Source organism: Pseudolysinimonas kribbensis (genome assembly GCF_030161895.1).
GTDB classification, from domain to species: domain Bacteria; phylum Actinomycetota; class Actinomycetes; order Actinomycetales; family Microbacteriaceae; genus Pseudolysinimonas; species Pseudolysinimonas kribbensis.
Window position 1 is genome coordinate 774,282 of the sequence record NZ_BSVB01000001.1, and the last position, 11,032, is coordinate 785,313.

Consider the following 11,032-nt stretch of genomic DNA (forward strand, 5'->3'; position numbering starts at 1 on the left):
GAGCACGTGGACCGCCCGCCGCTCCCCTGCGGATCCGCCGCACCGCGGCCTCCGTCGCGGGGGCGCCCGCCGTGATCGAGGTGCTCGGCCTCGGCGGGGTGCTCGCGCAACCCGGTGGGCGGACGCTGCGCGCGGCCCGGGCACCCGGCACGGCGGTCGCGCGCGCCTGGACCTGGGATGCCGCCGACCGCTGGTCGCGGGTGTGGTGGCCGCAGGGCGTGGCGCTCGGCGAGCACCACGGCGCCCCCGTCGCGCTCGTGAGCTGGTTCGCGCAGGAGCGGCGCGGCATCCGGCGCGGCGCACGCGTGAGCGTCGTCGACCTGCGCGATGCGCGTCGACCGCGCTACCGGCACGTGCTGCTCGTCGCGATCGGCGCGGACGGCGCGCTCGAGACGGTGCCGATCCACGCGGGCGGGATCGCGTGGCTGCCCGGCGCGGACGGCGGGCTCCTCTACGCCGCCGCCACGTTCGGCGGCATCCGGGAGTTCCGGCTCGCCGACCTGGCCCGCGCGCACGGGCCGTTCGAGCACGGCCTCGTGCTGCCGCAGTCGGCCGAGCTCATCGCGCAGGGCGAGCGGCACGAACGGCTGCGCTACTCATTCGTCTCCGCCGTCGAGGGGGCCCGCGAGCTCGTCGCCGGCGAGTACCGCCCCGACGACCGCGGCCGGATCGCCCGGCTGCGCGTGGGCGAGGAGCACGCCGAGATCGTGGACGTCGTCACGCCCGGCATCGCGGCGATGCAGGGCGTCGCACTCCGGGACGGCATGTGGTCGGTGAGCTCCGGCAACGGCCCGAACGCGCGCGGCGACCTGTGGCACGGCCCGCGCGACGCCCTCGTGCGCCGCGCGGGCGCACTGCCGCCCGGCCCCGAGGACCTCGCGCTCGACGCCCGTGGCCGGCTCTGGGGCGCCAGCGAGTTCCCGCGCAAGCGCTGGCTCTACGAACTCGGCCTTCGCGACGACTGACGGCCGAGACGGCCGTCAGCGCTGGCGCCGCCGCGGCGGCCAGAAATGGCCCCCGCTCTGAGCGAAGCGCGCGCGCAGCAGCTGCGCGTTGAGCGCCACCACGATCGTCGACACCGACATCACGGCGGCCCCGACCGCGGGCGGCATGACGAACCCGACGCCCGCGAGCACCCCCGCCGCGAGCGGGATGCCGAGCACGTTGTACCCGGTCGCCCACGCGAGGTTCTGCTGCATCTTGCGGTACGCGGCGCGGCTGAGCGCGACCGTGTCGAGCACGGCGCGCGGGTCGTCGGACGCGAGCACGACCCCCGCCGACGCGATCGCCACATCGGTGCCGGCGCCGATCGCGATCCCGACGTCGGCCCGCGCGAGGGCCGGGGCATCGTTCACCCCGTCGCCGACCATGGCGACCTTCGCACCGGCGGACTGCAGACGCGCCACGACGTCGGCCTTCTGCCCCGGCAGCACCTCGGCGTTGACCTCGTCGATCCCCAGCCGGGCTGCGACCGCGTCGGCCACCCGGTGCGCGTCGCCGGTCAGCATCGCGACCCGCATGCCGGCCCGATGCAGCCCGGCGACGGCGTCGGCGGACTCGGGGCGCACGGCGTCGCCGAGCGCGAGCACCGCGACGACGCGATCGCCGTCGAGGACGTGCACGAGCGTCGCCCCGTCGGCGCCGAGTTCGCGCGACGCGTGCACGAGCTCGGGGTCGAGCAGGATGCCGCGCTCGGTCGCGACCCGCGGCCCGGCGACCGCGACCACCCGGCCGTCGATCGTGGCCTCGGCTCCGCGGCCCTCGAGCGCCCGGAACCCGCTCGATCGCGGCACCCGCACCTTCCGCTCGAGCGCCGCGGCCTCGATCGCGCGGGCGAGCGGATGCTCCGATCGCCGCTCGACCGCGGCCGCCAGCCCCAGCGCATCCGCCTCGTCCGCGCCGGGCGCCACGGCGATGCCGCGCAGCACGGGGCGCCCCTCGGTGAGCGTGCCGGTCTTGTCGAAGAGCACGACATCCACCGACCGCGCCGTCTCGAGCGCCTCGCGGGAGCGCACCAGGATGCCGCGGCGCGCCCCGATCGCGGTCGTCAGCTGCACCACGAGCGGGATCGCGAGCCCCAGCGCGTGCGGGCACGCGATGACGAGCACGGTCACGACGCGCTCGAGCACGAACGCCGGGTCCTCCGGACGCAGCAGCGCCCACACGACGAGGGTGACGAGCGCTGCGCCGAGCGCGACGTAGAACAGGATGGCGGCCGCGCGATCGGCGAGCAGCTGCGCGGGCGAGCGGCTGGCCTGCGCCTCGGAGACCAGCCGCATCACGCCGGCGAGCGCCGTGTCGTCGCCGACCCGGCTGATCCGGACCGTCAGGGCGCCGCCGCGCACGATCGAACCGCCGACGACCGTGTCGCCCGGGCGCTTCGTCACAGCGGCCGACTCCCCGTGAGGAGCGACTCGTCGGCCTCCGACTCGCCCTCGGTCACCTCGCCGTCGGCGGGCACCGAGCCCCGGGCCGCACCACCACGAGGTCGCCGACCGCGAGGTCCGCACGGGCGACGCGCGTGCCATCCGGGCGCTCGGCGTCGTCGGGCAGCAGCTTCGCGAGCGCGCCGAGCGCGTTCTGCGCGCCCATGACGGCGCTCATCTCGATCCAGTGACCGAGAAGCATGACGTCGATGAGGGTCGCGAGCTCCCACCAGAAGTCCATGCCCCGCACCCCGAGCAGCACGGCGACCGAGTAGCCGAACGCGACGAGGATCGCGAGCGAGATGAGCGTCATCATGCCGGGCGTGCGCACGCGCAGCTCGGCGATCGCACCGGTCAGGAAGACGCGACCGCCGATCGCGAACACGGCGGCGCCGAAGATCGCGGAGATCCAGATCGAGCCGGCGAAGCGGGGACCCGGCAGGTGCAGGATCTCCTGCAGCCCGGTCGAGAAGACCAGGGTCGGGATCGTCAGCGCGAGGCAGACCCAGAACAGCCGCCGGAACGCGTTCGGGTCGTGGGCGCTGTGGTCGTGACCGCCGTGGCCGTCGTGGGCGGCGTGCTCGTGACCGCTGTGACCCTCGTGCATCTCGTGGTCGTGCTCCGCGTGCGCTGCTTCCGCGAGCGCCCCCGTTTGCATCATCCGAGCGTCTTCGCCCGTGCCGGCGTGATGCGGAGATGGGCGCTCGGGCGCCGCCGCCGTCTCGTGGTCCATCATGCGCTCCTGTTCTGCTGCAGTTCGAACACGGTGAGCAGTTCGTCGACCGCGTCGTCGCGACGCGATCCGCCCTCCTCGAACATCTCGGTCACGTGGGTGCGCAGGTGGTTCTCGACCAGCAGCTTGTTGAGGCTGCGCAGCGACTTCTGCACCGCGAGGGTCTGCGTGATGATGTCGACGCAGTAGGCCTCGTCCTCGATCATGCGCTGGATGCCGCGCAACTGTCCCTCGATGATGCGGGCGCGATGCAGGGCGCGCTTCTTGATGTCGTCGATCACCCGATCAGTCTACATACCCCAGGGGGTACCGGAATGATGAGCCGATCAATACGTTGGCATGAACATGACGACATTCGGCATCATCGGCGCAGGCAACATCGGCACGGCGGTCGCGACCGCGGTCATCGGACTCGGGCACGAGGTCGTGATCGCGAACTCGCGCGGCCCCGAGACGCTCGCGGAGCTGGTGGCGAAGCTCGGCCCGAAGGCGCGTGCGGCGACCGCACAGGAGGCGGCGGAGGCCGCGGAGGTCGCCGTCGTCTCGGTGCCGCTGCGGGCGATCCACGACATCCCGGTCGAGCCGCTCGCCGGCAAGATCGTGCTCGAGTCCAACAACTACTACCCGCAGCGCGACGGCGTCGTCGACTCCCTCGAGGCGGGCGAGACGACCACGAGCGGCCTGCTGCAGGAGCACCTGCCGACCTCGAAGGTCGTCAAGGCGTTCAATCACATCGGCTCCGCCGACATCACGAGCGACGGAGCCCCGGCCGGAGCGCCGAACCGCCGCGCGCTCGCGCTGGCGAGCGACTTCCCCGACGCGGCGGCATTCGTCGCGAAGCTCTACGACGACCTCGGCTTCGACGCCGTCGACACGAGCCCGCTGAGCGAGTCGTGGCGCGTGGAGCGGGACCGCCCGGCATACGGGGTGCGTCAGAGCAAGCAGGAGCTGGAGGCCAACCTGGCGAGGGCTCCCCGCACGGTCTGACCCGCCGTCCGGCGTTGCCGCGGAGGGCGGCGGGTGTTTATGATTCAGTCGGAATCTAATTCAGGCTGAAAGGAATTCCGATGGGCACCCCGTCGCTCCCCCGCGGCTTCAATCGCAGCGCCGTGCTGTCCGCGCTCATCTCGGCTCGCGAACTCGACCGGCCCCGGCTGGTCAGCGCCACCGGGCTGAGCCAGGCGACCGTCTTCCGGGTCGTCGAGGACCTCGTCGACGAGGGTCTCGTGCTGGAGGGCGACCCGCGCGAACGCTCCGGGCCGGGGCGAACCGCCACCCGGCTGCACCTCAATGCCCGGCAGGCGATCGTCGCCGGCGTCGACCTCGGCGGCACGAACTGCCGCATCGTGCTGGCGGACGCGCTGGGCGGCACCCTCGGCCGGCGGCACCTCATGACGCCCTCCGAGCTGTCCGGGCCGGAGCTCGCCGACTGGCTCGCCGGCCACATCTTCGACCTCGCGGTGCGGCACGGCGGCGGCGTGGAGCTCGGGGCCGTCGCGGTCGGTCTGCCGGGCGCCGTGGCGGGCGACAAGGAGCGCGTGGTCGGCTCCGTCAACCTGCCGCAGATCATCGGCACCGACTTCATCGACGGTCTCGTCGAGGCGACCGGCGTGCCCACCTCGTTCGACAACGACTCCAACCTGGCCCTGCTCGGCGAGCTGCAGTACGGCTCCGGCACCCTGGGCGAGACGGTGGCGCTGCTCGTGCTCGGCACCGGCCTCAGCGCCGCGATCTCGATCGACGGCAGGGTGCTGTCGGGTCGCGACGGCGAGCTCGGCGAGTTCGGGCGCCTGCCGCTGCCGGACTCCCCGCACCGCGTGCGCGACCTCGTCTCGGGCGCGGGACTCGTCGCCTACGCCCGTGAGCAGGGCACGCCCGTCTCGAGCGCGCGCGAGATCTTCGCCGATCCGCGCCGGCACCGCGCGACCGTCGACCGGGTGCATGCGACTCTGCAGCACCTGCTCTCGGTCGTCGCGCTCGCCTACGAACCGCAGTCGATCCTCGTCACGGGCGGCCTCTCCGACTCGTTCGACGACACCCTGCTCGCCCGTCTGGGGGCGCAGGTGGAGGCGAGCGTCGGCGTCCGCGCCTCGGTGCGCCGCTCGAGCCTCGACGACTCGGCCGGCCTGCTCGGCGCGATGTCGCTCGCCCTGTCGAGCCTGTACCTCGAGCTCGGCGTGAACCGCGACGACGTGACGACGATCACGAGCGACGGCGACCACATCCTGCACGTCTTCGAGACCTACGCGCCCGCCCGCGACACGCGGCTCGCGGCGGCCGGATGAGCGGCCTGCTGGTCCGCGGCGCCCACATCGTCACGCCGGACGGCGTGCTCGACGACGGCTGGCTGCTCGCGGGCGACCGCATCGAGGCGCTCGGGATCGGCGCCCCGCCGGATGCCGACGCCGAGGTCGTCGACCTCGCGGGCGGCTGGCTCGTGCCCGGCTTCGTCGACGTGCACTGCCACGGCGGTGGGGGCCGATCGCTGTACGCGGGTGCGCAGGATGACGTGCGGGTCGCCGCGGGCGTGCACCGGGGCGCGGGCACGACCACCCTGCTCGCCTCGATCGGCAGCATGCCCCTGCCCCGGATGCTCGAGGCGGCCCGCGCGATCGCCGCCGTGATCGACGACGGGTCGGCGCCGCAGCTCGCGGGCATCCACTTCGAGGGACCGTTCCTCTCCCCGCCCGGCGGGGCGCGCACCCGCCGTCGGCGCTGCGCGACCCGGAGGAGACGGTGTTCGCGCACCTGCTCGAGGCCGCCGGCGGATACACCCGTCTCGTGACGATCGCGCCCGAGCTGCCCGGCGCGCTCGAGCTCATCTCCCGGCACGACGAGGTGCGGTTCGCGCTCGGGCACACGGATGCCGACGGCGACGCCTTCGCCGCCGGCATCGACGCCGGCGCCCGTCACGTCACCCACCTCTACAACGCGATGCCGCCCCTCGAGCACCGCCGGCCCGGTCCCGTCGCGCGCGCTCTGCTCGACGAGCGGGTCTCGGTGGAGCTCATCGTCGACGGCATCCACCTCGCACCCGACGCGGTGCGTCTCGCGATCCGCGCCGCCGGGCCGGAGCGCGTGACCTTCGTGACCGACGCGTCAGCCGCCGCGGGGCTGGGCGACGGGCACTACGACGTCGCCGGCCGCGAGATCGACGTGGTCGACGGCGCCGCCCGCCTGACCGGCACCACGACCCTGGCGGGCTCCACGCTCACCCTCGCCGCCGCCGTGGAAAGGGCGGTGTCGCAGCTCGGGGTGCCGATCGCGGACGCGGTGCGCATGGCATCGACGACCCCCGCCGACCGGATGGGCTGGACCGATCGAGGTCGGCTCGTCGCCGGCGCCCGGGCGCATCTGCTCGCCCTGGACGACCGGGGCCGGTTGCTGCGGGTGCTCGCCGCGGGCTGAGCGGCGGACGGTCGCCGGACCCGGCGCGATCAGGGCGTCGTCGGGGCGTCGCGGCGCGATCGGGAGAGCACGGGCGCCACGGCGCCGGCCGCGACGACGAGCACCACGGCGATGAGCAGCGCGGTCCGGATGCCGACGCCGCCCGCCACGAACCCGATGAGCGGCGGCCCGACCAGCGATCCCGCGTAACCGATCGCGGCGACCACGGCGATGCGACCGGTCGCGCCTTGGGCCTCGTCGCCCGCGGCCGACATCCCGATCGGGAAGCCGAGCGAGACGCCCAGCCCCCAGAGCGCGGCCCCCACGAAGGCGACCACGGGATTCGGCACGAGGATGAACAGCAGCAGCCCGGCGATCGCGACCGCCGCCGTGAGCTGCACGGTGCGCACCCGCCCGAGCCGGGAGAGCAGCAGCACCCCCGTGAGCCGGGTCACCACGACGGCGATCGTGAACACGTCGACCGCGAGCGCCGCGACGCCCGGTCCGCTGCCGTGCCCGTCGACCATCGCGAGGGCGATCCAGTCGTTGGCGGCGCCGTTGGCGAACGACATGCCCACGACGACCAGGCCGATGAGCAGGGTGCCGCCCTCGAACCAGGGCGAGCGCCGGCGCGCCGGGGACGCCGGATGGCCCCCGGCCGGGCGTGCGGCTCGGTGCCGAGGTGCCGCGTCGCGAACACCGTCGTGACGGCCATGGCCGCGACGACCACCGGGATCTGCACGGAGGGCGAGATCCCGAGGGCGGCGGCGAGCGCGCCGATGCTCGCGCCGACGGCCGCGCCGATCGAGTAGAGCGCGTGGAACCACGGCATCACGGGTCGGCGAAGCGCCCGCTCGATGGCCGCACCCTCGACGTTCATCGTGACGTTGCAGGTGCCGTTGCCGAGACCGAGCAGGATGAGCCCCGCCATCGCGAGCGGATAGTCGGGCAGCACGCCTCCGCTGACCCCGGCGAGCAGCAGCCCGCCCATCGCGACGCCGAGCGATGCGCGGATGACGGCGCGCGGCGAGTAGCGCACGGCGATCCGGCTGGCCACCGCGAACCCGGCGACCGAGCCGATCGAGATCCCCAGCGCGAGCACGCCCATCGCGAGGGTCGTGGCCTCCAGCCCGTCGCGCACGCTCGGCAGGCGCGAGAGCCAGCTGGCGACGCCGACGCCCGCCAGCCCGAAGACGACGAGCACCGAGGTGCGCCAGCGCCGGATCGCCGCGAGGTCGGGCGCGGTGAGCGTGCTCACGACGCCGCGCGATGCACGGTGCGCCCGGCGACGACGGTCTGGGCGACGGCGAGGTCGTCGGTGCGGTGCAGCACGACCAGATCGGCGGCCGCCCCGACCGCGAGGTCGCCGGCGCCGTCGGCGTCGAGCCCGAGGAGTCGCGCGGGGTGCCGGCTGGCCAGCTCCACGGCCCGGGCGAGCGGCACGATGCCCCGTCGCGCCACATTCGCGATGCTGTCGCGCAGGGTGCTGGCAGATCCGGCGAGCAGTTCGGAGCCGGCGATGTGCAGCCGCCCGCTCGGCTCGAGCACCACGTCGGTGTGGTGCCGTCCGCTGTAGCGGCCCGCGGGCATCCGGGCGAGCGACCCCACGTCGCTCACGAGGATCGCCTTGTCGCCCTTCGCCCGGATCATCGTCGTCAGGGTACTGGCCGGCAGGTGGAACCCGTCGCCGATGAGCCCGGCCCAGAGCCGGTCGTCGGCGAGCTGGGCCCAGAGGTGGTTGGGATGCCGCCGCAGCATCGGCGCCGCACCGTTGCCGAGGTGGGTCGACATCGTCGCCCCCGCGTCGGCCGCCGCCTGCACCTGCTCCTCGGTCGGGGCACCGTGGCCGATCGCCGCGATGATCCCCTCGCGCACGAGCGCCTGCACGAGGTCGAGGGCGCCGGGTGACTCCGGCGCGAACGTCACCATCCGGATCCGACCGCGCGCGGCCTCCTGCCACCGGCGCACCTCGTCGGGGTCGGCCGGCCGCACGGCGGCGGGGTCGTGCACCCCGCGCGGGCCGTCCTCACCGGAGATGAAGGGCCCTTCGACGTGGATGCCGGCGACCGCCCGCGCGACGTCCGGGTCCGCGTCGCAGGCATCCGCGATCGCCCGAACCGCCGCCGTGATGTGCTCCTCCGACGCCGTGCCGACGGTCGGCAGGAACCGGGTGACGCCCTCGCGCTGCAGCGCGCGCACGACGCCCGCGACGGTCTCCGGCGACGGATCGCCGCGGTTCAGGTCGAGGTCGGCGATGCCGTTGACCTGTAGGTCGACGAGACCGGGGACGATCCAGACATCGGGCACATCGTGCTCGCTCGCGGGTTCGATCGCCGTGACGACGCCGCCGGCCGCGCGCACACGTACCGGTTCGCCGGTGGCGAGGTGCCCGCTCCACTCGTCCACTCAGCCCTCCGCATCGGCGGCGGCGAGCACCGCGCGGAGGTAGGCCAGGTTGCCGGCCGTGCGCGCGGCGAGCGGCTCGTCGGTGGAGAAGTCCTCCACCGTGAGCCAGCCGTCGTAGCCGACCCGTCGCAGGGAGCGCACAAGGTCGAGCAGGTCGCACTGCCCCTCGCGCAGCGGAACCGGGCCCGGCGCCCAGCGCTTCGTGCCGGCGAGCGCGCCCTCGCCCTCCTCGCCGACGACCCGCCAGCGGGCGTTCTTGAGGTGGACGTGCGCGAGGTGCGACCCGAGCATCTGGAAGCCCGCGAGCGTGTCCTCCCCGCCCTCCGAGACGAGGTTGCCGGAGTCGTGGATGACGCCGACGTGCGCCGGGTCGACGTCCTCGAGCAGGCGCACGGCCGCCGAGGCCGACGAGACGACCGTGCGCGGATGCAGCTCGATGAGCGCCAGCACGCCGTGCGCGGCCGCGCGGTCGGCGAGCCACCGGACGTGCTCGCGCGTCTCGTCGAACAGGTCGGGGTAGGAGCGACCGCTCGGCTCGCCCTCACCCGATGCCGCGGTGCCGAGCGGGAGCATGGTCACGCGCACCCGCTCCGCGCCGAGCCGCGCCGTCGCCGCGAGCATGCGCTCGACGCCGTCGTGGTCGTCGCAGCGCTGGTAGCCCCCGAGCCCCGAGAACGCGAGGCCGGCATCCCGGGTCACCCGCTCGATCTCGTCGAGGCGCTCCTCGAGCCCGGTGAAGGGCCAGGTGCTGCGGTTGCCGGCCCAGAAGCCGGGCTCCGGCGCCTCCCGCTGGTCGGTGATGCGCCACTCGACGCCGTCCCAGCCCTGCTCGGCGAGCGCGCGCGCCGCCTGCCGGGGGTCCACTCCGGGGTGGATGCCGTGAAGACCGAGAACCTCATGCCCGCCCCGTCCTGACCTCGGTGTCGTCGTAGCGCCCGTTCATCACGTCCTCCAGCCGCACGGGCGCGCCGAGCGTCGCGGAGAGGTACACCGCCCGCACCGTCGCGAGCACGATCGCCGCCTCGTCGATGCGCACACCCGGCCGTCCGCCTTCCCGGATGGCCCGCAGCACATCGGCGTATTGGCGCACGTGCCCCGCCGCCACGTCGCGCGCGTCGCCGCCGCTCGCGATGTCGTCGTGGCGTCCGGCTCCGAGCGCCGCGAGCGCCCGCTCCGACTGGTCGCCGTCCGCATCCGTCGCGGGCGAGCCGTCGGGCTCGCGCTCGGCGTGCAGGTAGAGCAGCTGATCGTCGTCGATGATCGCCGAGCCGGCCGACCCCATGACCTGCACCCGGGATGCCAGGCCGGGGCTCGCCGCGGTGGACGCGTGCATGACCGCGAGGGCTCCGCTCTCGAATTCGATCGTCGCCACCATCGTGTCCTCCACCTCGACGCGCTCGTGCGCGAGGAGCGCGGTGCGGGCCGAGATCTCGACCGGGCGCCCGAGCAGCGCCAGCAGCACGTCGAGCGTGTGCACGCCCTGGTTCATGAGCGCGCCGCCGCCGTCCATCGCCCACGTGCCACGCCAGTCGCCCGAGTCGTAGTAGGCCTGGGTGCGCCAGCGCGGCGAGGTCGCGATGGCGGAGGTCACGACGCCGAGCCGGCCGTCGTCGATCGCCGCGCGCACCGCCCGCGTCGCGTCGTCGAAACGGTGCTGGCTGATGACGGAGCCCACGACGCCGCGGCCGGCCGCGGCCGTCGCCTCGGCGACGATCTCCCGCGCGCGGTGCATGTCGACGTCGAGCGGCTTCTCGATGATGACGTGCCGTCCGGCCCGCAACGCGGCGAGACCCTGCTCGGCGTGCAGCCCCGTCGGGGTGCCCACGACGACGAGCTGCACGCGCGGATCGGCGAGTGCCTCGTCGAGTCGGTCGTACTCCGTCGGGCGCGCGCCGCCCTCCCGTTGGATCCCGTCCGCGAACTCCCGGCGAGCGTCGACCACCGGGTCGACGAGGGCGACGAGCTCCAGCTCGTCGAAGGCGCGGATCGCCTGCACGTGCGTGCGGCCGATGACCCCGCACCCCACGAGGGCGACACCCATCCGCTCCGCCAGCGTGCCGGCCGTCGATTCCGTCGTCAT

Annotated in this window: 12 protein-coding genes and 1 pseudogene; 5 read left to right on the top strand and 8 right to left on the bottom strand. The window is 74.4% G+C overall.

The genetic code is table 11. From position 1 onward, the window contains the following. Window positions 1-71: 71 nt before the first annotated feature. Window positions 72-965, top strand: a complete 894-nt coding sequence (locus QQK35_RS04285) for a hypothetical protein (protein ID WP_284253087.1) — start codon at window positions 72-74, stop codon at window positions 963-965. Window positions 966-980: 15 nt separating this feature from the next. Here the strand turns inward: QQK35_RS04285 and QQK35_RS04290 are convergent, their stop codons facing one another. From QQK35_RS04290 to QQK35_RS04300, 3 genes are all read right to left on the bottom strand, one after another. After that, complete coding sequence (locus QQK35_RS04290; protein ID WP_284253088.1) at window positions 981-2,387, bottom strand: heavy metal translocating P-type ATPase; 1,407 nt, start codon at window positions 2,385-2,387, stop codon at window positions 981-983. Window positions 2,388-2,439: 52 nt separating this feature from the next. Beyond that, entirely contained in the window at window positions 2,440-3,087 is a 648-nt protein-coding gene (locus QQK35_RS04295) for an HAD family hydrolase (RefSeq protein WP_284253089.1), read from the bottom strand. Window positions 3,088-3,158: 71 nt separating this feature from the next. Continuing rightward, the gene (locus QQK35_RS04300; protein WP_284253090.1) at window positions 3,159-3,440 is read right to left on the bottom strand and encodes a metal-sensitive transcriptional regulator; all 282 of its coding nucleotides are present in this window, start codon (window positions 3,438-3,440) and stop codon (window positions 3,159-3,161) included. 64 nt (window positions 3,441-3,504) lie between these two features. Between QQK35_RS04300 and QQK35_RS04305 the strand changes: the two genes are divergently transcribed. The 4 genes from QQK35_RS04305 (at window position 3,505) to QQK35_RS04320 (ending at window position 6,567) form a co-directional block, all read left to right on the top strand. Beyond that, window positions 3,505-4,146 carry an NADPH-dependent F420 reductase gene (locus tag QQK35_RS04305; RefSeq protein ID WP_284253091.1) on the top strand — a complete coding sequence of 214 codons (642 nt, stop codon included), beginning with the start codon at window positions 3,505-3,507 and terminating at the stop codon, window positions 4,144-4,146. Between the two features lie 80 nt (window positions 4,147-4,226). After that, window positions 4,227-5,444 carry an ROK family transcriptional regulator gene (locus QQK35_RS04310; protein WP_284253092.1) on the top strand — a complete coding sequence of 406 codons (1,218 nt, stop codon included), beginning with the start codon at window positions 4,227-4,229 and terminating at the stop codon, window positions 5,442-5,444. Then, on the top strand, window positions 5,441-5,944 hold the full coding sequence (locus QQK35_RS04315; RefSeq protein WP_284253093.1) for a hypothetical protein: 504 nt from the start codon (window positions 5,441-5,443) through the stop codon (window positions 5,942-5,944). The genes QQK35_RS04310 and QQK35_RS04315 overlap by 4 nt, the downstream gene beginning before the upstream one ends. Next, on the top strand, window positions 5,896-6,567 hold the full coding sequence (locus tag QQK35_RS04320; protein ID WP_284253094.1) for an N-acetylglucosamine-6-phosphate deacetylase: 672 nt from the start codon (window positions 5,896-5,898) through the stop codon (window positions 6,565-6,567). The genes QQK35_RS04315 and QQK35_RS04320 overlap by 49 nt, the downstream gene beginning before the upstream one ends. A gap of 29 nt (window positions 6,568-6,596) precedes the next feature. On the opposite strand, the gene QQK35_RS04325 is transcribed toward QQK35_RS04320, so the two are convergent. The 5 genes and pseudogenes from QQK35_RS04325 to QQK35_RS04345 all read right to left on the bottom strand — a co-directional run bounded on the left by QQK35_RS04325 (window position 6,597) and on the right by QQK35_RS04345 (window position 11,032). Then, window positions 6,597-7,073 (bottom strand): MFS transporter, encoded by a 477-nt coding sequence (locus tag QQK35_RS04325; RefSeq protein ID WP_284253095.1) that lies wholly within the window; start codon window positions 7,071-7,073, stop codon window positions 6,597-6,599. After that, window positions 6,998-7,804 (bottom strand): MFS transporter, encoded by an 807-nt coding sequence (locus QQK35_RS04330; RefSeq protein WP_284253096.1) that lies wholly within the window; start codon window positions 7,802-7,804, stop codon window positions 6,998-7,000. Before QQK35_RS04330 ends, QQK35_RS04325 begins: the two co-directional genes overlap by 76 nt. After that, window positions 7,801-8,952: an N-acetylglucosamine-6-phosphate deacetylase gene (locus QQK35_RS04335; protein WP_284253097.1), complete on the bottom strand. Its 1,152-nt coding sequence runs from the start codon at window positions 8,950-8,952 to the stop codon at window positions 7,801-7,803. Before QQK35_RS04335 ends, QQK35_RS04330 begins: the two co-directional genes overlap by 4 nt. Next, window positions 8,953-9,851 (bottom strand): annotated as a pseudogene (locus QQK35_RS04340) (sugar phosphate isomerase/epimerase family protein). After that, a complete protein-coding gene (locus tag QQK35_RS04345; RefSeq protein ID WP_284253098.1) occupies window positions 9,848-11,032 on the bottom strand; it encodes a Gfo/Idh/MocA family protein in 1,185 nt (394 codons plus the stop codon). Before QQK35_RS04345 ends, QQK35_RS04340 begins: the two are co-directional and overlap by 4 nt.

Bases quoted from the DNA above. Each gene is read 5' to 3' on its own strand.
- QQK35_RS04310 (WP_284253092.1), top strand. From the start codon at position 4,227: ATGGGCACCCCGTCGCTCCCCCGCGGCTTCAATCGCAGCGCCGTGCTG.
- QQK35_RS04305 (WP_284253091.1), top strand. From the start codon at position 3,505: ATGACGACATTCGGCATCATCGGCGCAGGCAACATCGGCACGGCGGTC.
- QQK35_RS04295 (WP_284253089.1), bottom strand. From the start codon at position 3,087: ATGATGCAAACGGGGGCGCTCGCGGAAGCAGCGCACGCGGAGCACGAC.
- QQK35_RS04345 (WP_284253098.1), bottom strand. From the start codon at position 11,032: ATGACGACGGAATCGACGGCCGGCACGCTGGCGGAGCGGATGGGTGTC.
- QQK35_RS04325 (WP_284253095.1), bottom strand. From the start codon at position 7,073: ATGGTCGACGGGCACGGCAGCGGACCGGGCGTCGCGGCGCTCGCGGTC.
- QQK35_RS04315 (WP_284253093.1), top strand. From the start codon at position 5,441: ATGAGCGGCCTGCTGGTCCGCGGCGCCCACATCGTCACGCCGGACGGC.